At 57.2% G+C, this 21,914-nt stretch carries 8 protein-coding genes; all 8 read left to right on the forward strand.

Going from position 1 to position 21,914, the window contains the following annotated elements; translation table 11 throughout:
• Positions 1 to 30: 30 nt before the first annotated feature.
• The 8 genes from fsa (at position 31) to cysS (ending at position 21,703) form a co-directional block, all read left to right on the forward strand.
• Positions 31 to 684 carry a fructose-6-phosphate aldolase gene (gene fsa / locus MWU39_RS04350; protein WP_247158749.1) on the forward strand — a complete coding sequence of 218 codons (654 nt, stop codon included), beginning with the start codon at positions 31 to 33 and terminating at the stop codon, positions 682 to 684.
• 33 nt (positions 685 to 717) lie between these two features.
• Positions 718 to 2,556, forward strand: a complete 1,839-nt coding sequence (gene cobT, locus MWU39_RS04355; protein ID WP_247158750.1) for a cobaltochelatase subunit CobT — start codon at positions 718 to 720, stop codon at positions 2,554 to 2,556.
• Positions 2,553 to 2,900, forward strand: coding sequence for a hypothetical protein (locus tag MWU39_RS04360; RefSeq protein WP_247158751.1), 348 nt, complete (start codon positions 2,553 to 2,555; stop codon positions 2,898 to 2,900). The genes cobT and MWU39_RS04360 overlap by 4 nt, the downstream gene beginning before the upstream one ends.
• Positions 2,897 to 3,559, forward strand: coding sequence for a nitroreductase (locus MWU39_RS04365; protein WP_247158752.1), 663 nt, complete (start codon positions 2,897 to 2,899; stop codon positions 3,557 to 3,559). Before MWU39_RS04360 ends, MWU39_RS04365 begins: the two co-directional genes overlap by 4 nt.
• A 203-nt stretch (positions 3,560 to 3,762) precedes the next feature.
• Positions 3,763 to 6,903 (forward strand): CHAT domain-containing protein, encoded by a 3,141-nt coding sequence (locus tag MWU39_RS14585; protein WP_247158753.1) that lies wholly within the window; start codon positions 3,763 to 3,765, stop codon positions 6,901 to 6,903.
• 41 nt (positions 6,904 to 6,944) lie between these two features.
• Entirely contained in the window at positions 6,945 to 8,693 is a 1,749-nt protein-coding gene (locus MWU39_RS04375) for a ShlB/FhaC/HecB family hemolysin secretion/activation protein (protein WP_247158754.1), read from the forward strand.
• 76 nt (positions 8,694 to 8,769) lie between these two features.
• Positions 8,770 to 20,202, forward strand: a complete 11,433-nt coding sequence (locus MWU39_RS04380) for a hypothetical protein (RefSeq protein ID WP_247158755.1) — start codon at positions 8,770 to 8,772, stop codon at positions 20,200 to 20,202.
• A gap of 49 nt (positions 20,203 to 20,251) precedes the next feature.
• Positions 20,252 to 21,703, forward strand: coding sequence for a cysteine--tRNA ligase (gene cysS / locus MWU39_RS04385; RefSeq protein WP_247158756.1), 1,452 nt, complete (start codon positions 20,252 to 20,254; stop codon positions 21,701 to 21,703).
• Positions 21,704 to 21,914: the final 211 nt, after the last annotated feature.

Raw genomic sequence — 21,914 nt, forward strand, 5'->3', positions numbered from 1 at the left:
ATCGAAACAGGTCACGGGAGTAGCGCCGCTATGAAATTCTTTGCCGACACAGCCGAAATTGATGAGATCAAAGATCTGGCCGCGACGGGCCTGTTGGACGGTGTAACGACCAATCCTTCGCTCATCGCAAAATCGGGCCGCGACTTTATGGAAGTCACGCGCGAAATCTGCGGGCTGACCGATGGTCCGGTTAGCGCTGAAGTCGTTGCGCTTGATCACGCCACGATGATGAAAGAGGCGGAAGTTCTTCGCAAAATTGCGGACAATGTCTGCATCAAGGTGCCGCTTACGGTCGACGGTTTGAAGACCTGCAAAGCGCTCACCAGCGATGGGACAATGGTCAACGTTACGCTCTGCTTCTCCGCCAACCAGGCATTGCTAGCGGCAAAAGCGGGCGCAACGTTCATCTCGCCATTCGTGGGCCGTCACGATGATAACGGCTTTGACGGGATGGACCTGATCGAAGACATTCGCCTGATTTACGACAATTACGGCTTTGAAACTGAAATCCTGGTCGCCAGTGTGCGCCACGTGACCCACGTTCTCGAAAGCGCGAAGATCGGCGCAGATGTGATGACAGCCCCGCCAAAAGTGATCCACGCTTTGTTTAAGCACGTCCTCACCGACAAAGGCATCGAAGGATTCCTGAAGGATTGGGAAAAGACTGGCCAAACTATCGGCTAGCGTGTTGGCGGGTAAGTCCCTATCTGCCACTCAATGGCCGAAGAATCTCCTCTCGATACTTTTAAGCAGGCTTTGACGGGCGCTTCGCGGGCAATCGCGAAAGATGCCGAGGTTGAGGTCGCGTGGAGCGCGGACGTACCGGGCGCGGCGGGTAACCGCTTTCGCGTACCGCTGCCGGGTCGTGATCTTCCTGCAGAGCAAGTCACCGAAGCGCGCGGCTTTGCCGATAGTTTTGCGCTGAAACTGCGTCACCACAATGCTGGCTTGCATGCAGTAAATGCGCCGCCAGAGCCGGTCGCGCGGGCTTGCTACGATGCGATTGAGCAAGTGCGTTATGAGGCGCTGGGTGCAAACCGGTTTGATGGTATTCGGGGCAATCTTGTCTCCGCCAGCGAACAGCGTCTGAACGGTGATGAAATTCTGCGCGCTCAGGATTCGTCCGATGTGCCGCTGCCCACTGCACTTTCACTGCTGCTTCGCGAACGACTTACCGGTGAGCCAATCCCGAAACGCGCGCAGGCTGGCATCGGGCTGGTTCGCGGTGCCATCGAAGGCAAAGTGGGCAAAGAGTTCGGCGCGCTTTTCGACCAGCTTGATGATCAGGAAGCCTTCCAGCAGCTCGCGCTGAATATGCTGCGCGAGTTGGACCTCACCCGGCCCATGGAAAACCCCGAAGACGAAGCCAGCGATGATGGCGACGAGGATGACGGCCAGAACGAAGACCAGCCAAGCGACGACCAGGAGGAAGGCGACGCCGACCCGCAAAGCGCCGAAATGGCCGGCGAAATGGCCGAAGGCGAAGGTGAGGGCGACGCGGATAGCGACATGTCCGCCGAGGATGAAATGCAGGAATGCGAGCCGGGCGAAGAAGGCGATGCCTCCAACGCGCCCGTCCGTCCCAACCGTCCGCAAACCGACATTCCCGATGGCCTCGGCTACGATTACTTCACCGACAAATTCGACGAAGAGATCGAAGCGCCCGAGCTGTGCGATGCCGAAGAATTGGACCGGCTGCGCTCTTATCTCGATAGCCAACTGACGGGCTTGCAGGGTGTCGTCACGCGCCTCGCCAACCGTTTGCAGCGCCGCCTGATGGCGCAGCAAAACCGCAGTTGGGATTTCGATCAGGAAGAAGGCGTTCTGGACGCGGCGCGCCTTTCCCGCGTGGTTGTCTCGCCGGGCACAGCGCTGTCTTACAAGGTCGAGCGCGACATCGATTTCAAGGATACGGTCGTCACGCTGTTGATTGACAATTCCGGCTCCATGCGTGGTCGCCCGATCAGCATCGCTGCGATCAGCGCAGACATTCTGGCGCGCACTTTGGAGCGCTGCGGCGTGAAGACCGAGATCCTCGGCTTTACGACCCGGGCATGGAAAGGCGGGCAGAGCCGCGAGGCGTGGCTGGCCGATGGCAAACCGCAAAATCCGGGGCGCCTCAATGATTTGCGCCACATCATTTACAAACAGGCTGATGAGCCATGGCGCCGCGCGCGCCGCAATCTCGGCCTGATGATGCGTGAAGGCTTGCTCAAAGAAAACATCGACGGAGAGGCGCTGATGTGGGCGCATTCCCGCCTGATCTACCGCCCCGAAGAACGCCGCATCCTGATGGTGATCTCAGATGGCGCGCCGGTGGATGACAGCACGCTGAGCGTGAACAGCGCAGGCTATCTCGAAGCACATCTGCGCAGCGTGATCGAGTGGATCGAAAACGTTTCGCCCGTCCAGCTCGTCGCCATCGGCATCGGCCACGACGTAACGCGGTATTACCGCCGCGCGGTGACGATCATGGACGTTGAGCAACTCGGCGGCACGATCATGGAGCAGCTTGCGGAGCTGTTTGAGGATGAGAAGAGTAAGGGACGGCGGTGACTGAAACTGTGACACTGTGGAGGCCAACGGGGCCTGAAGAACTCAAGCTGGTCGAAGAGTCTAACTGGAAAATCTGGCCACCTCGTTTGCCGGAACAGCCGATCTTCTATCCTGTCACGACTGAGGAATACGCTATAAAAATAGCGAGAGATTGGAATGTCCGCGCAAGCGGCAGCGGCTATGTGACACGCTTCGAAGTGCGCAAGGACCATCTTGATAAGTACGATGTGCAACTGGCTGGCGGCAAGGAACATGCTGAATATTGGATACCAGCCGAAGAGTTGGATGAATTCAATGCTGCCATCGTCGGCAAGATTGAAGTGACAAGGACTTTTCCCGAATGAACGTAACCGAAGCCGTCAAATCCCGCCGTTCGATCCGCATGTTCACGGATCAACCGGTCGATCTCGAAACGATCCGCCGGGTGATGGACACGGCGCGCTGGGCACCTTCGGGGTGCAATTATCAACCTTGGGAGGCCGCCGTTCTGACGGGCGAGCCGCTTAAGGAGCTTCAGGCCAAAATCACCACCACGCCGCCGCAGCAGGCCGAATATGACTGGACCGCGCCGGGTGAAGAGGATGCCTACAAGCAGCGCCTCAATGCCGTCTCCAAAGGCATGTTCGGCTCCATGAACATCGCACGCGATGATGGCGAGGGGCGGATGAAGGCGATGATGCGCAATGCCACCAGCTTCGATGCGCCGGTCGTTCTGTTCGCCTATTTCCCGCGCCTGATGAAAGAGGCGCAGTGGTCCGACACCGGAATGTGGCTCCAGACGATTGCCATGTTGCTGCGCGAAGAGGGGCTGGATTGCTGCTTTCAGGAATATATGGCGCTTTATGCCAATGTGATCCGCGATCATCTGGGTCTCGACCATGATCGCTATATGCTTTTTTGCGGCATGGCGATCGGATATCGCGATCCCGATGCTCCGCTGAACACGTTCGAGCGCGAGCGCGTGCCCTTGGATGAGCAGGTGAAGTTTCTCGGCTGGGAATAGCCCTTCCCAAGCGGCGCAAACCCGCAGAAATCCGGCGAAAATGTCTTCTTTTGACCCAAACCCCCGATTCATGCGGTTTTTTACAATCCCCGACTCGACTCATCCGGTAAGAAGGCCTCTAACAAAACAAAAGAGTTGAGGCGTCGCACATAGAAACGCTCGCGGGTTTGCGCGGTGTTTCAGTCCTTGGGGGGGACTTGTTTGTGAGACGAATTGCGTTTGGAATATTCACGGCTCTGGGTGCGTCTGCGATAATGGGCGCGGCCCTTTCTGCGCAATCCGGCAAGGTACTTACCCGAGACAGTTTTCCAATTGGCGATGGCAATGGCATTTTGTGTCAGGTGCAGGATCGCAGCGTTGAAAACCCTGCCAAACAGAGCATTTTTGATCGCCGCTGGGCGGTGGTTTGCCGCGACAATCCTCAACCGATTGCCGAGGTGTTCGCCTTCAAAGACTATTCCGCAGCCACGATTGCGAAACTGAATGATATGCGCCGATTTGGCGTGGATTGCGGTCCGGTTGAAACTCTGCCCGTGGATGGCATTGTCGGAGCGCGCAAAGACAATTGCACGGTTCGCGATACGCAGCTCGCGTGGAGCGATATAACCATCCAGTCGGGCGGCATGACTTACGTTGCCGAAGGCTTCGCTGCCTTCGATGACGCAACCATCCTCGCGCTTAAATCGGTACTCGAAGACACGATTGCAAAGGGCACGATTGATGCGGCTTCGACCTCCGTTTCCGATCCGCTTTCCTTCGCGCGCGTTCAGGCGGAATCGCTGAAACCCGAACAGGCATTGGCAGAGGGATATCGCCGCAACCTTGGCGGCGAATATGCCGAAGCTGCGGCCTATTTCGAAACGCTTCAGCAACGGCTTGAAGATAGCGACGAATCTGACATCAACCCAGGCGAGTTTTACGTCAATCGCGCCTTGCAAAAGAGCAATTTGGGTGAATTTAGCGTTGCCACACGGCTGTTCGAGCAGGCGCGCGATTTTACGGCGGATGATCCAATCACAAGCCGGTTGCAGCGCAATTTTGAAGCGATCCACCTGCTCAACCAAGGTCTGGTATCGCAAGCTGTCGACCGGTTAGGGCAAGCGATTGAGGGGCGCGCACTTGGTGCCGCGGAGCAAGATGGCACTCTCGCGATTACACTGCCGCTATCCGAACGGATCAACCAGACGCAGGCTGGCGGCTCTCTGCTGGGCATCGTCGACGAATTGAAGCTGACCCCGGGTGAGCGGGCGGAAATCATCGATGCGCAGGCGTTGCAAATTCGAGGCACCGCGCTCCGCATCAATGGTGACAATGCAGGTGCAACCCGTGATCTTGTCGCTGCCTATCGTCAGGCGATCGGTGTACGTGATGGCAGAGTGACGACGATAACGCGGTTGCGGTCGCAAGTTCTTGCTGACCTTGCTCTGATTGCGGAGCGAGAAGGGCGGGTGGGCGATGCTGATACCTATTTGCGCAACAGCCTGTCTCTCGTTCAGACGCAATATCCGGAGCGCCGCGCGGTTAGCGCGGTCGAAGCGCGCTTGGCAGCGTTTCTGCTCAGACAGGACCGCGAAGGCGAAGCGATGGAGTTGTATGGCCGCGTGATTGATCGTGCGGTCGGCAAACGCAATGCCGTGACGGGCTTCGCCAACCAGTTGAACCCGTATTACCGCACCCTTGCCCCGCGCGTACAAGGCGATCCGGCGGCTGCCGAAGCGTTCTTCAAAGCAGCGCAAGTGCTGGTCCGTCCGGGGGTTGCCGAAACGCAGGCAATCCTAGCGCGGGAGCTAAGTGCAAACTCCGATGAAGCGGCGCGCTTGTTCCGCCAATCGATCGACCTTGGACGGGATATTGAGCGCGCGCGCATCCGATTTGAAACAATCAGCAAGGCATCCCCTACAGCTGCCAATCAGCAGGAATTGACTGAGCTTGTTGCCCGGATTGACTCCCTTGAGCGTGCGCAGTTGAACACTCAGGTAAAACTCAATGATTATCCGCAATATCGCGTGGTTGCCCCACCGTCGCTTGAGTTGGCGGAATTCCGTGCGGCGTTGAAACCGGACGAGGCTTACGCACGGCTTGCGATGGTAGGCGGCGATATCTTTATGTTCTACGCCGACAGAAACACGTCGAAGGCATACCGTGTCGATCTGTCCATCGAAGACTTGGAGTATCAAGTTGATATTCTTCGAGCCTCGATCTCCAGCATCGAGAACGGGCGGTATGTTACCTATCCATATGAAGTGCGCGAAGCGCGGGCGCTTTACAAATCGCTTTTCGATCCGATTGCCGGCGAACTCGCGAATATCGACCATCTGATCTTTGAACCCGATGGCGCGATGCTCAGAATGCCTGTCGATATCCTCGTTGCAGATGATGCCTCTGTCGATCGCTACGAAGCGCGTATGGATGATCCCGACGCGGATCCGTTCGATTTCACCGGTGTGAACTGGATGGCGAAATCGATGAATGTCAGCACAGCAGTTTCGGCGCAGGCATTTGTGGACTCGCGCAAGGTCGAGCGGTCCAAAGCTGCCCGTCAGTATCTGGGCATGGGCAAAAATATACCTCTTGGAGATGCACGTCCGCAGCAAGCTTCCAGCGTGAGAGGCGCCGCAGAAGTGCCCGATGGGCTGGATTGCGGATGGGGCGCGTCGCTTTGGAACAATCCGATTGATGATGCTGAGCTCGTGATCGCCTCAAACCTGATAGGCGAAGCGCAATCGCAATTGATCACCGGTGCGAATTTCACCGATAGTCAGATCATCGCGAAAGACGATCTCGACGAGTTCCGCGTGCTGCATTTCGCGACGCACGGGCTGGTAACTCCGCCCAATCCAAATTGTCCGGCGAAGCCAGCACTGCTGACCTCTTTTGGCGGGGGCACCTCTGATGGTTTGCTCACGTTTGAGGAGATTTTTGACCTCAATCTTGACGCGGATATCGTCATCCTTTCGGCTTGCGACACCGCTGGTGAAGCCAGCATTGAAGCCACGCGCGCTGCCGGTGTTTCCACCGGCGGAGGCACCGCGCTTGATGGGCTGGTAAGGGCGTTCATTGGCGCAGGTGGCAGGGCGGTTTTGGCGAGCCATTGGCCCGCGCCAGATGATTATGACGCAACCGAGCGTCTGATGGCCGAAATGTTCCGGCGCGGCAAAGTCGAGAATATCGGTGATGCACTGCGACAGTCACAGACGATCCTGATGAACGAGGTCGAGACTTCGCACCCATATTATTGGGCGGGTTTTGCGGTGATCGGTGACGCTTCTCGTCCGCTTCTTTCCGATACGCCAAGCCTTGCCCGTAATGGTTCCGCACCGATGCAGATGGTGGGTGGGCAATGAGAAATCATGCGTTGGCCAAGGGCCGAAAACAGGATCCAACAATGAAATCTATATTGCGCGTATCTTTGTCAGCAATGGCGGTGATGGGTGTCTTGGCATCTGCTAGCGCCCAGGCTCAAACGCGCGAAGAAATTCAGCGGGACTTATTAGATCCGAGTCTCCAGGCCGAAGGCGATCCGGTTGCGGTGGAAGGCGCCGTTGCGGGTCCACCATGTCCTTTGGCAGGACCAGAATTCGCCGATTTGAAATTCACTTTCACTGGCGCGAACTTCTCCGGTCTCGACGCAATTGATGCCGGAATGGTTACGCCATCCTATGCTGACCTCGTAGGCAATGAACTTTCGGTTTCGGCGATATGCGACATTCGTGACCGCGCGTCCGACATTTTGCGAGATGCGGGCTACTTGGCTGTGGTCCGGGTTCCCGTGCAGGAGATTGAAGACGGCCAGGTTGATTTCGACGTCGTACTTGCGCGGATGACATCGGTGCAGATCCGCGGCGATGCGGGCCGGTCCAGTTCGGCGCTGCAAAACTATGTGAACCGTCTAACCGAAGAACCCGTTTTCAACGTCAAGCAGGCCGAGCGGTATTTGCTGCTCGCGCGCGATATTCCCGGTTTGGACGTGCGGCTTGTGATGCAACCTGCCCCGCGCGAAAGCGGAGCGCAGCCCGGCGATGTCGTCGGCATTTTCAACGTTGTGCGCGATCCGGTTCAATTTGATGCGACGGCGCAAAACTTCGGTTCGCAATCGGTCGGGCGCTTTGGTGCATTTGGAAGGGTCCGTCTGAACGGTCTGACCGGCCTCGCGGATCAGACCACAATTAGTCTCTACTCAACGGTAGACATCGAAGAGCAGAACGTCGTTCAAGTCGGGCACGAAATGCGGCTCGGCAGCGACGGACTGACATTAGGCGGCAACGTGACTTTCGCATGGTCGACACCCGATGTTGTCGGCGATGATTTATTCGATTCCGAAACGTTGATTGGGACGATCTATGCGGCATATCCATTCGTCCGCACGCAAACTGCAAACCTTTATGGCCGGTTTGGCTTTGAACTGGTGGATCAGAATGTTGACTTCAGCGGTCTGCCGTTGAGCGAAGACAATGTGCGGGTTGCATTTGCGCGTGTTGAATTCAATTCGGTCGACGCCGCCAGCCTAGCCGGAGTTGACGGGTATTCCTCGGTCGAGCCGAAATACGGTCTCGCAGGTGCGGTCGAACTGCGGCAAGGCATCGGCGCTCTTGGTGCGAGCGAAGGTTGCGGTGTCGGCTTCGTGAATTGCCTCGCACCGGGGGTAGTGCCTCCATCGCGCCTTGATGCTGATCCCACTGGCTTTGCCGTGCGGGGTGAGTTGCAGATTGACTATCGGCCTAGCCCGCAAATCTTGATGAGGCTCCGCCCGCGCTTCCAGTATTCGCCTGATGCTCTGGTTAGCTACGAGCAACTTTCAGGCGGCAACTACACTTCGGGTCGCGGCTTTGATCCTGGCGCCGTGATTGGCGATAGCGGGTACGGCGGTCAGGTCGAATTTGCCTATGGATCGCTGATTCCGGAAGTGCCCGGCGGGAAGGCGTTCCAGCCTTACGTGTTCTTTGATTTGATGAGCGTCAGCACAAAGAATGTCGCCGGCACACAGCAAATCACATCGGTTGGCGGCGGATTAAGAGCGACGCTGGGCCGTTCAATCTATCTCGATGTTTTTGGAGCCGTTCCCTTGGAACGCGCGCCATTCCAGACAGAGCGCGGTGATGTCCGTTTGCTCGCAACGCTTTCGGTGCAGCTTTGATCGGGTCCGCCCAGATCGGTGCAACCAAATTTGACCGCTCGAAGCGGGCAGCGTCAGTGCATGACGCCCGGGGGAAATGATGAAGAATGCCAAACTCAGCGCAGCTGAATTCACAGCGATGAGCGCACGGGCCGCAGTTAAACGTAAACGCTGGCTCGGTTCCGGGTCAGTCCTGGCTGCGGCCATTGCGATGACTGCGACGCTTGCCGAACCTGTGGCCGCTCAGTCCGGGCCGATTGTGAACTCTCGCGCAAATTTGGATCCCTCACTGGTTAGCGGTGGCCCTGGCGGCATTCGCCCGCTTCGAATGCGCGCGCCGCGCGAAACCGCTCCACCGCCGCCCGTTAAACCTCGCCCGCTACCCACCCCGATTGCGAATGAGCGTATAGTCATGGAACGCGGCATCACGCTGGACAGACCGGTCGCGCCGCAGCCCGTTTCCCCGCCGGCACCCGCTCCGCAACCTGTCACCAAGCAGCCAACGGTAAACAGCGTCGGCATTCGGTCCGTAACGCCGGCTTCGAGTACACCAGCGACGCTCCCGGGTGATACGAACACGCCCGGAATCAATGTGCTGGCGACTGCAAATTACTTCGGGTCGGACGTGGATTTTACGCCGGGTGTCGCGGAGGATGTTGTTGAGCTTTTCTCTTCCCAAGCGATCATCAATTGGGAAACATTCGCCGCAGGTTCGGCTGGCAATACGGTCGATTTTCTAGCTGCCGGAGGAAATCTGCGTTTCACCAGCGATCAGAGTGACTTCACTGTGTTGAACCGGATATTTACCCCCGGCATCGACAGTGCAGTGCGGATCGACGGCAGTGTCACAAGTGATGTATTGAGCGGTGTAGTTAGCGGCGGGAACGTCTGGTTTTACAGCCCCGGCGGCATTGTGGTGGGCCCGACTGGATCCTTTGATGTCGGCAGCCTCGTGCTTACCAGCAGCGAAATCAGCGCGATCACATCGACGATCAGTTTCGGAGGTGTCGCAGAGCCAGATACTGCAGTCGTCATCGAAAGCGGCGCAACCATTGACGCTGTTGATGATGTCATTTTGGTCGCTCCACGGATCGAACAAGGCGGCACAGTAAGAGCCGGTGGCAACATCGCGTATGTGGGTGCCGAGCAGGCAGAAATTTCGGTCGCGGGCGGTTTGTTCAGCATCAGCGTGAATGTCGGCACCGACGATGCAAATGGTATCGTCCATACCGGCTCAACCGGCGGCGCGACCGTTGCAGACAACCCCAATCGCGGCATCAGCATAGCAGCTCAAGGGCAAGACGCCGCTGTGAACCTGCTGCTTGGTGGCAGCATTGGTTATGATGATGCTTCAACAGCTTTCGCCAGCAATGGCACCATTTTCCTATCTGCTGGTGACGGAACTCAAGCCAATTCGGGCGATATCACCTTTGGAGCGGGTAACATCAATTCATCGGTTAATATCGACGCGACTGGTGAGATTGCCTTTGCCGTTGATGGTCAGGGCAACGATCTGACTTTTGGCTCTGCCACCCAGCAGGTTCAGGTGTTTGCCGATGCGGACCAATCCGTTGCAATCAGCGCGACATCCGGCGCCAACATCAACGTGAACGGAAACCTGACTGTCGGAGCGGGCGAGGGCGGTACTGGTGGGACGATCAACATCACGGTCGATGATGCGGGTCGAAACGACGATTCCAGCATCAGCGGCCTGCTCGTCAGCGGAAATCTCGATCTGAATGCAAACGCACTTGGCACCGATGACACTGCGCCGACTGGCGTTGGCGGAGATGCGGTTGGGGGCACAATCAACATCAATGCTTCGCTGGGCGGAGAAATCATCGCTGGCGGCGTTTGGCAAATGCGGGCCAATGCTCAAGCCGGTTTTGGGGGTTTCCAATCGGGTACCGCGACCGGTGGATTGGTGAACATCGCCATCACCGGAGAAAACACACGCGTCGGCTCGAACGGCTTTATGGGCGTGTCGACGCAGGCCGATGCCGCGCTTGATCCGTTTGGATCTTCGGTCGGCGGGGCGCTTCCTGTGATCGGAAGCGACTCCACAGGCGGCGCGGTCAATATCTCCGTGACCGATGGAGTGTTCTCCGCACCATCATTGACCGTCTTTTCAAGCGCAACGGCCACGGCTGGATCTGCGGATGCAGATCCGGACACGCAGGATGCGGTCGCGGGCGACATCACAATTGCGAATAGCGGCACCGGAACGCTCGATCTCGGTCAGATTTTTGTTCAGGCCAATGGCACCGGAGCGGACGGAGCAACCGGTGGTTTCTTTGAACCGGGTGCGCGTGGCGGCGCTGGCACAGGCGGCGTAGTTTCGATCACCAGCTCTACCGATCTGACCAGTCTGACGGCTGTCTCAATTGCGGCTCGTGGCAATGGTGGCAATGGCGGTGATGGGGGCTTTAGCGGCACTGGCGGCGTTGGCGGAGTGGGACAGGGCGGCGATATTACCCTGTCGGTTTCGGGCACAGGAGCGTTGCTTGATAACCTATCGACGCTTTTCCTCGATACCAGCGGCCAAGGCGGCAATGGCGGTGTAGGCGGAACCGAAGCCTCTCTGACCGATAGCGGTGATGGCGGTGCTGGTGGCAACGGCATTGGCGGCACAGCGTCCTTTGGCATTGGCGGTACGGGCGCGACTTTCGATTTTGATACCGATCTGTTCAATCTCTCGGCTGGAGGCAATGGCGGCAATGGCGGTGCCGGTGCAGCCAATTTCAGCGGCCTGATCGCAGGCGATGGCGGAGCCGGCGGTGATGGTACGGGCGGTGATGCAATTTTGCGGGCGGATAGCGGTTCCACTCTAACCCTTTCTTCCGCAAGTGTTGGTGCGAACCTTTCTGTGTCCGGTAATGGCGGCGCAGGCGGCTCTGGCGGGTTTATCGACATGGGGCTCGGTGGTTTCGCAGGAGATGGTGGTGCCGGTGGAGTGGGCACAGGCGGATCACCCCAGTTGGTTGCCGCCGGTGGGACGATCACAGGCACAAATGTCGATATGAGCGCGATTGGTGCTGGCGGTGCCGGGGGCATCGGCGGTGATGACGGTCTGACACAATTGGGACTGGATGGCGCCGGGGGTGACGCATTCGGTGGAACACCAACGATCACGACGATTGATGGTAGCCCGGGCGTAATCACATTCGGCAACCTCAACATCAATGCCAGCGCTTTTGGCGGCAGCGGCAACATAACCGGCACAGGTAGCGCGGGGCAGATCGCGATCACTGACGGTTCCGCTGACCCGGCAGGATTGATTACTCTCGGATCGTTGGGCGTCTCTTCGCTGGGGACTACCGGAACAACCACCGGATTGTTGACGATCAGCTCGGACAGCGGCCCGATTACGGTCACAGGAGCTGTGAATGCCAACGTCCAAGGCAGCATCGATTTTGATTTCGACGCGGATGGTCAAATTGTCGTTGGCGGCACAACCACGCTTACCGCATCTGGCAATATCGGGTTTGCTCACACGAACAACACTGGCGACTTGAACACAATCGATGGGACCGGTGCGATTGTCGCAAATGCCGGCCTTGCTTTTGTGGGCGGCGACGGCACCAACATCGTTTCGGGTGCGGCCGTAACTGTTGACGCGGGCACTATCGCATATGACGATATCACGGCGGGTTCCGTTGCCAGCCTGACTTCAAGAACAGGTTCGATTACCGGCACGAGCACGGGAACTGTCACCGGCAGCAGCGTCGTCGATGCGATCGACATGTTGTCAGCTCAAGACATCACTTTCGGCAACCTCGTATCGCTCAACGGCAATATCGACATTGATGCAATCGGGAACATCACCGGTGTCGATGCCAATTCGGCCCAGTTTATAAACATCGACTCTACAGGTGCACCTGCTGGCGTGATCGATGTCGATACCGTCACCAGCGGTTCGCTTGTGACAATCAACGGCGGAAGCGTCGATATCGAAACGCTCAATGCGGGCTTCATCGCAAACATTCTGACGACCGTTGGCGATCTGGACATCGCTACGCTCAATTCCGCTTCTTCGGTCAACTTGGATGCGGCGGGTTCGATAATCCTCGGCACTGCGACAACCAGTTCGTTCATTTCCAACTCTGTCGCAGCCACCACTATCGGTTCTCTCACGACTACTGGTGGAACCGCCGATGTTGTGATCGATGCAGGGACGACAGCGGCTTACACCACGATTGATGTTGATCGTCAGATCAGGATCGACGCAGCCTCGATTGTCGGCGGTGATTTGATTGTTGATGCAAATGTCGTGCTTCAGGCCGACACGATCGACATTGGCAATGTGACGATTGAGGACATTGGCAATATCGATATCGACGCCTTCACTGGCACGCTTTCAACCGGCGATTTGACTGGCAATATTATTCAGCTGGATACGCCCGGCGACTTGTCCATCGGCGCGGTCAATGCGGCCTCGACGATCAATATTGGCGCTGGCAACGATGCAGTCGTCGGAGATGTCGACACGGGCGGATTGACCTGGAACGTAACCGGCAATCTTGATGCCGGAAACATTACGGGCAACACAACGGTTGCGACCAGCCGCATCATCGTTGGCGGTGATGCAGATATCACAAGCATGACCGTCGACAATCTGCTCAATGTCAACGTAACCGGGGCGCTGACTGGCGGCGCTTTCAGGGGCCTCGGCCCGATCAGTATCGTAACGCTCGACGCGGGATCGATTGATATAGCATCTGTGGAATCAACCAATCAGAGCGTCACCCTGACTGCGCGAAACGGCGATGCTGTCGTGGGTAACGCAGTCTCAGGTGGGCAGACATCCATCACCGCTGACAACATCACGTTGGACAATGGCGACGTTGGCGGCACTCTTCGTCTGAATGCGACCGCTGGAGATATTAGCGGCACCGGAGTGATTGATGTCGCAGGCGCGATTGATCTTGATGCCACCGGAGATATCGGTTTCGGATCGCTCAGCGCGGGGACAAGCTTTGCGGCCGACGCGAATGGTAACATTGCCTTCAATTCGGCATCTGCGGCTTCAACGCTCACTTTCAATGCGGGCGGAGATATCGGCTTTACCTCGCTATCGGGTGACAACACAGTAACGCTCGACGCTACCGGCGCCATCAATGGCGGCGCAGTGACCACGGATCAGGTCACCGCCAGCTCAACCTTTACCGCAGGCACATCGGTAACACTCGGCGACGTCATTACCCGCATTTTCACCGTTACTGCTGGGACTGACATTACCCTTGGAGCGGTCGATGCTCTTGGCCGCGATATTCGCGGTATCGCTATAAATCTGGACGCTGGCGGCAATGTCGATTTCACATCCCTCACCTCGGGGCGGGGGATTGATATTGATAGTGCCACGATTTCAGGCGGAAACATCGTTACCGATAACGGTATCGATATTCAGGCAGAAGCGATCAGCATCGGCGATGTCACGGTGGTTGACACAGGGCCCGTAAACCTCGTCACTTCCATAAGCGATCTCACAGTCGGGAATATCTCAAATACGAACTTCGGAATTGCGCTGGATTCAGCCGGTGCATTGACTGCGGGCGACTTGACCCTGTCGGGTACGTCGAACTCTTCGGACATCGACATAATCGCGGCTGGCAACACAATAATCGGTGACGCGACATCGGGCAATCAGCTCGATATCAATGTGACCGGCAACCTGACCGCTGGAAACCTTGTTTCGAATGTTGTCAGCCCGGGAACCACAATTGATGTAACCGGAGACGCGTCGATAGCGTCGTTCGATGCACTGCTGGGTCCGGCGACACTCACGATTGGCGGCGTGTTGACCGGCGGCACTTTTGCTACGGATGGCGGGCTCAGCCTCAATGCGGCGTCGGTTGATGTGGCAGGTGCAATCTCGCGCGGTCAGGCAGTCAACGTCACGGCGACGCTAGGTGATGCGACAATCGGCAATGCGCAGGCGGCAACTGATCTTACAGTTGATGCTAATGGCACGCCGACGATTGGCACCTACTCAGTTGGAGATGACCTTACGCTTACAGGGTCTTCAGTCGATTTGGGAGCGGGTGTTATCGCCGGCAATCTGTTGCTTCAGGCGCTTGGCGGGGACGTGACACTTACGCTCGACGGAAACGAGTCCATAGTGGTGGGCGGCCAAGCAACGCTCAACGCTAATGGCAACATTGTTGTTACGCACACCAACAATGCAACTGGTGCAATTTCGCTCGATGTGACGGGCAATATCAACACCAGTGCAGGCGGCGACATCGACGCACAATCCGGATCGATCCTCTCTGGCTTTGAAGTGTTCCTGCTCGCAAACGGTTCAATCAATGTTGACGATGTCCGCGGGATACCGGGTATCGTTATCGAGGCAGGCGGCAGTGTAACGGTCAACAATGCGACCGCGACCGGCCCGCAGTTCAGTTCGAATATCAGCGGCATCACAATCGATGCTGGTCTCAATAGCGCAGCGGGAATTCCGCTGTATGATCCAATCGCAAATGCGCTGATCACCGGGTCGCTCAATTCCTATTCAAACATAGTTGTGCGCGCAGGCGGTGTCGCCCGCTTTGCGGCAGGTTCAAGCACAAATGCTGACAACCGCGTGTTCGTTCAAACCGGCGATGACATTATCGTAGATGCCGGAGCGACCATCACAAGCGCGAACAACCCATCCACCGCGCCAAACCCGCTCGATCCGTTCAACGGTGTCGGCGCGATCGACCTGCAGGCAGGCGGACTGACAAACCTGCTCAGCATTCCGTCCACTCCGATCGCATCGCTGGTGGTCAACGGAACACTCAACGCAAATAATGCCGCGATCATTGGTTCGGCAAATGCGATCGACGGTCTGGACGGTACGTTCATGGCGAGCTCGATTGCGCTCGATATCAACGATGCACCAGTCGCGATGGGATTTGTCTCCGACGATAATGGCCTGCTTTCGATGGGCTGTTTCCAGGGCAATATCTGCATCGGCAATATCATGGCCGACAACGTCATTGAGATTGGTCAGGCCAGCAACAACGATGTGATCGAATTGATCATCCAGCAGGGCACCGTCAACGCAAACGATATCCTGATTACGACCCGCAACGATATCGTAATGGGCACCAACGGAATTGCGACGACGTTGAACGCTGCGAACACATTCACCGCTCGCAGTCTCACCGGAAATGTCGATCTTCTCGACGCCGCAATTACCAGCGGTCAGATCGTAATCGATGCCGCTGGAAGCCTCGTTGGAAGCGGTACGCTGACCAGCGTCAACGATATCGGCATAAGTGTCGGGCAGGATCTGAGCGCCGCCGCTATTGTAACAGACGGGCAGCTGACACGGGCTGAGGATGTAGGCGGAGCGCTCGAAGCGCTCTATAACGTGCCGGGCTTCTTCAATGTCGATTTGCTCTCGATCGGCACTGGCAACATCAATGTTTCGACTGGAGATGGCCTCCGCATAGGAACCGCGATAGTGCCGGGCACCAATATTGTGCTGTCGGCGGGCACGATTGCACAGCTCGATTTTACAGACAGCGCCGTCGGTGTTTTCGTTGATGGCGGGTCCGTGGTCTTGGGCGATATCACCGTTACCGGTGATGTTTCCGCAGACTCGAACAGCACCATCGATTTCACCACGATAAACGCAGACAACGACATCAGTTTCTTCGCTGGCACGGACGCTATCGGAGGTGATCTAACGGCAGGTGCTACAGCGCAGATTGATGCTCAGTTTATCTCTCTTAATACGGTCGATGCGGCGAATATTACCCTCAATAGCGCGAGCGATATTTTCTTCGATCTTCTCACGTCGCCGAATGCGATTGGGCTGACCGCAACGAATGGCACAATTGGTGCCAATATGGGTCCCGGCGATATCGATAGTGGCGGCAGCGTCTCGCTCGAAGCCCAGATCATTGATGTCGGTAACATCGATGCAGCCGGGAACGTCGATCTGACTGCTACCGCGGGGTCCGTCACTGTGGGCGACGTTTCAAACACGGCGCTGGGTTCAGGGATCAGCCTTACGGCAGGCGGTGCCAATGGCGATATCAACGCCGGAACATTGACGGCTAATAGCGGCGACATCTTAATCAGCGCGGCGCGCAACATCGCGCTTATTTCGGCCGCCACCTCTGCTGCGACGCCGACTGCTGGCACAATCGCACTTCTGTCTGGCGGTGATGTTTCCGCAACCGGATCGCTTTCGGCAGGTGAGGATCTGGCGATCCGGAGCCTTGGGAATGCAAGCCTCGCAAGTATCGCCGCAGGCGACGATGTGATCATCGATGCGGATGGTTCGGTCGCACTTGATTCAGCCACTTCCAGCGGCACAGGAGTCGATCTTTTCGCAATCGTGTTCGACACGACCAATGCAGGCCAAGCAAACTCCATTCTGTTTGGCGCTGAAACAAGTTCGGGATCGAACATCGGCATAAGCGGCGGCACAGATGTCACCGCCGCCGGCACTCTCAATGCCAACGGAGCGATTTCTGTCACTGCAACGGGAACGCCATCTATCGGCAACGCGATCAGCGGCGGCGATACGTCGGTATCGGGCGCTTCTGTTACATTCAACAACGGGACCGTGGGCGGCGATCTTTCGCTTATTGCGACGGCGGGCGATATTGACGGTTCTGGCACGGTCAGCGTTGCAGGCGGCATTGCGCTTCAGGCGACAGGCGGCATTGGCTTCGGCACGCTAGTTGCGCAAAATGGAGACTTCACCGCCGTGGCTGGCGATGACATCGTCTTTGATGCGGTCGACAGCTCGCAACTGGTGGACCTTCAGGCAGGCGGACTGATCCAGGGTGATCGGATCGATGCCGCCACCTCCGTCACGCTTTCGGCTGATTCATCGATCTTCATCGACCATGCCGAAGCAGGAACCGATTTCACTGCAACCGCTGGCGGCAATTTCACGACCGGATTGAACTCGATCATCACAGGCGGTGATGTTGTCATCGCCGGTGACATAGTGGACCTCGGTAACTCAACCGCAGGCGGCTTGATCGACGTTCAGGGCACTCAGATTGATTTCGTCAATCTCATTGCCGGTTCGACGATTTCTCTCCTTACCGATTTCAATACACCCACTGGTGTAACGGGCAGCGGCAATCTCAATATTACCGGCGCTACGATTAGTGCTGGGGCAGGGGGCAGCAGCCTCGATGCCCTCGGCTCGATCAGCATTTCGGGTGCTACCAGTGTGTTGGGCAGCCTGACGATGGATGCAGATGGCGATATCGCTTTTGCTACGGCGCTTGTCCAAGGCGGCGACTTTGCCGCGACCGCAGGCGGACGTATCGACTTCACGAGCGCGGAATCCATCGACATGATCGATTTCCTCGCTGGTCAAGAGATAACAGCGACAGGAGACATCACCGGATCGAACGGCGTGGTGCTGGAATCCAGCGATGCTTCGGTATCGGGCGTCAACATTTCGAGCGGCGGTGATGTCACGATACGCGCATCCTCCACGGTCGACTTCAACGATATTGCTGTCGATTTGTCCGAGGTCGATATTGTGGCAGGAAGCAATGTCACTCTGAACGACATCACAGCCTCAAGTGCGATAACGATATCGAGCGGCGGAGGGTTGACCTTCAACGATTTCGAAGCGGGCTTTGGCGTTATTCTGTCATCCCAGAACGCTACTATCGGCCAGAGCATTGATGCAGGTGCGGGTGTGATCGCCAGCGCAGGCGGATTCCTCGTAGACGACATCGACGCCGTGTCCGAAATCTCGATCACATCAAGCGATGTGATCGTCTCGAACTCGCTCAATTCCGATCAACTTGTCACTCTACGGTCAACCGGAGCTGCCGATATCACAGTCGGCACGCTCAATGCTGGTACCAATGTCACCATCGAAACCGGCGGAGAAGTCGATGTGACAAGCCTTGCGGGCGCTCAATCCGGCTCGGGCGATATCAATGTCCAAGGCGATGGAGGTATCGCGATCAGCACGCTGTCAGGCATCGCCGCGACGCTTGAGGCCACCAATGGCGCGATCAACGTGGGCGACGCGATTATGAGCGGCCTGTTGTCAGCCGATGGCCAAAGCGTGTTCATCCGATCGACTGATGATTTGGCTGTCGCCGCGAATGCGACTGATGGGAACGTCGATATTGCTGTCGATGGCAACCTAGCGACCGAAGGCATTTCGGCGAATGGCGATGTCATCTTGGCCAGCGGCGGGTCCTCCACAATCAATGTTGCGGCCACCGCTGTTGGTACAGCGAGCGGGCCGCCTCCGGGCAGTCAGGGTGTGCAGCAAATCACTACTGTGAATGGCGGCGACATTACCATTACGGCTGGGACGGACATTTTGATCAACTCGGTGGTTTCGGCTGCTGGCAATCTGGCGATGACCGCAGGCGGCTTGATTGATCTGCAAGCGACAGCGTCCGGCGCGACGATGCAAACGGAATCGGCTGACATCAATATCGGCACTTCGGGTGCGCTTGGACGGAGCGATCTGACCACTTCGATCCTGATCGGAACCGTTGGTGATATCCAGCTTGGCGGCCCAGCCGGAACATCGACCGGATTTGAGCTCGACAATGATGAATTCTCGCGCGTGCACAGCGGCGGCGATATCACTATCACCGCTACAGGCCTCACCACTGGTGAAGGCAATATCAATGTCGGTGATCTGAATGTTCTGGCTGGGCAGGGAACGGGCACACCGAATGATGGCAATATCGCGAATTTCGGCGGCCTGTTCCTTGAAGCGACCAACGATGTGAACATCCTGGGCAACCTCTTGATGACCGGGCTGAGTCCCGATGGATTGCTGGCAATTGATGCCGCAAATCTGATCACGATTGACGCTGAAAACGCGACAATCAGGCTTGAAGATACAAACGGCGCGGTGACCGGCCTTATCGGGATGACCGCAGATTCGATCATTGCCGCAAGCGGGGCGAACCAGGCCAATCTTGCTGGACTGACCTTTGCTGAGATCGAGGATCTGCTGGGCCAAGCCGCCACGTCACCGCGCCCGGATGGCTATATTCTTGGTTCAAATATCACGTTCAACGTTGATGGAAACATCCTGATCGAAAACAGCGGGTCCGGCACCGACTTCCCTGATCGGCGCGGCATAGTCGCCGATACCCTGACGATCAATTCGTCGAATGCCGATGTTGGGATTGTGATCAACGGCGTGATTGATGGGTCTACGGGTCTCGATGCGGTCGCTTTACTGACTGCACCAACTGACTTCGATCCGGCCTCCACTGTGAACGGGTGTTTGCTGGGTGACCCAACGAGCTGCGTGGTGACGACCACTCCGCCAACTACAAATGACCCGGGTCCTGATGATGGCCCAATCCGCGACCTCATTGATGACCAGGTGGAAGAGGATAGCCCTCTTACTGACACGGTTTCTACGATCCTTGTCGAGCTGCGCGAGGATCCCGAGCAACAGGAAGATCCATTGCTGGATGAGCCGGTTACTGGTGCAGGCAACGAAGATTTCTGGTTCGCGGAGGACGAGGAAGAAGAGGGCGAGGAAGAGAACGAAGAAGAGCTTGAACCGGCGGAGTGAGCGGTGATCTCTTGACCAGTGGCACGGTGCGTGTGCATGGCTTCGCGCCATGACTGACACCCCGCTAAAGCTGTTCAACAGCCTGACCCGCCAGATCGAAGCATTCGAGCCTGTCCATTCCGGCGAAGCGCGCGTCTATACCTGCGGGCCGACGGTCTACAACTATCCGCATATCGGCAATATGCGCGCCTATGTTTTTGCCGACATCCTTGGCCGTGCGCTCAGTCATAAGGGGCTGAAGCTGACCCATATCATCAACATCACCGATGTCGGGCACCTTACCGATGATGCCGATGCGGGTGAGGATAAGATGGAGAAGATGGCGGCGCAAAAGGCGCAGTCGATCTGGGACATCGCGCAACATTATACGCAAGCCTATTGGGCCGATGTGAAGGCGCTCAACATTCGCCAGCCGGCCAAATGGTCTGTCGCGACCGATTACATCGAAGAGATGATCGAATTCGCGAAAAGCATCGCGGACAAGCACTGCTACGAATGCGAAACAGGCCTCTATTTCGATACAACCACGATTGAGGATTACGGCCGCCTCGCGCGCGCTGTGACCGAAGAGGGTGAAGGCCGCATCGATACCGTTGAGGGCAAACGGAACGCCGCAGATTTCGCAATCTGGCGCAAAACGCCCGCTGGCGAAAAGCGTCAGATGGAATGGGACAGCCCGTGGGGCAAGGGCGCACCCGGCTGGCATCTGGAATGTTCGGTCATGGGCGAAAAGCTACTGGGCTTTCCGTTCGACATTCACACCGGCGGGATCGACCACCGCGAAATTCACCATCCGAACGAGATTGCGCAAAATCAGGCTTTCTGCGGCTGCGGCGGCTTAAGCGAAGCGACCAATTCCGGCGCAAAGATCTGGATGCACAACAATTTCCTCGTCGAGCGTTCGGGCAAGATGTCCAAATCCTCGGGCGAGTTCCTGCGTCTGCAATTGCTGATCGACAAAGGGTATCACCCGCTCGCGTATCGGATGATGTGCCTTCAGGCGCATTATCGCAGCGAGTTGGAGTTCAGCTGGGAAGGACTGGATGCCGCCCTCACGCGCCTTAAACGTATGGTCATGGCGGTCGAGCGTCTGTCTGACGCAGAATCGCAACCAATGGCCGAACATCCAAAATTCGCTGCCCCATTGGCAAAGTTCGAAGAGGCGATTGCGGATGATCTCAACACGCCAATCGCGCTGACCGCCATCGAAGACGCGCTAGCCGTCAAAAAAGTCGATGCGGCAATCAAGCGCGCCGTGATCGAATATATGGACGGCGTTCTTGGTCTCGGCCTGTTCGATCTGTCCCGCACCGATCTGCGCATCCGGCCCAAGACTGCCGAAATCACCGAAACGGAAATTGAAGACGCGCTGACCCGCCGCAAGACCGCGCGCGCAGAAAAAGACTTTGCCGCCTCGGACGCTATCCGTGACGAACTCTCGGCGAAAGGCGTCGAGGCAATGGACGGTGATCCGCTCGGCTGGGAGTGGAAACTGAGTTGACGCAAAGCCAAGTCTTCAGGCTGACCAACAGGCAATCCAAGGACGTTGTGCTAGTAGTAGAGCCTTGGGCTACACGCTTCGATTTAGCTCCTAGCGCAACCGCTGAAATATCCGTCATCGCTGAGGGTGATACGCCGCCAAGCAAATTTGAGATGCTAGATGACCACGTCATCTTCTGGTGCGAAGGATCGGATTGTGATCTTCGTATCAA

The sequence above is a fragment of the Erythrobacter sp. F6033 genome (genome assembly GCF_023016005.1).
GTDB lineage: Bacteria > Pseudomonadota > Alphaproteobacteria > Sphingomonadales > Sphingomonadaceae > Erythrobacter.

Coding starts and splice junctions, on each gene's coding strand:
- MWU39_RS04375 (WP_247158754.1), top strand. CDS start 6,945: ATGAAATCTATATTGCGCGTATCTTTGTCAGCAATGGCGGTGATGGGT.
- cysS (WP_247158756.1), top strand. CDS start 20,252: ATGACTGACACCCCGCTAAAGCTGTTCAACAGCCTGACCCGCCAGATC.
- fsa (WP_247158749.1), top strand. CDS start 31: ATGAAATTCTTTGCCGACACAGCCGAAATTGATGAGATCAAAGATCTG.
- MWU39_RS04365 (WP_247158752.1), top strand. CDS start 2,897: ATGAACGTAACCGAAGCCGTCAAATCCCGCCGTTCGATCCGCATGTTC.
- cobT (WP_247158750.1), top strand. CDS start 718: ATGGCCGAAGAATCTCCTCTCGATACTTTTAAGCAGGCTTTGACGGGC.
- MWU39_RS04380 (WP_247158755.1), top strand. CDS start 8,770: ATGATGAAGAATGCCAAACTCAGCGCAGCTGAATTCACAGCGATGAGC.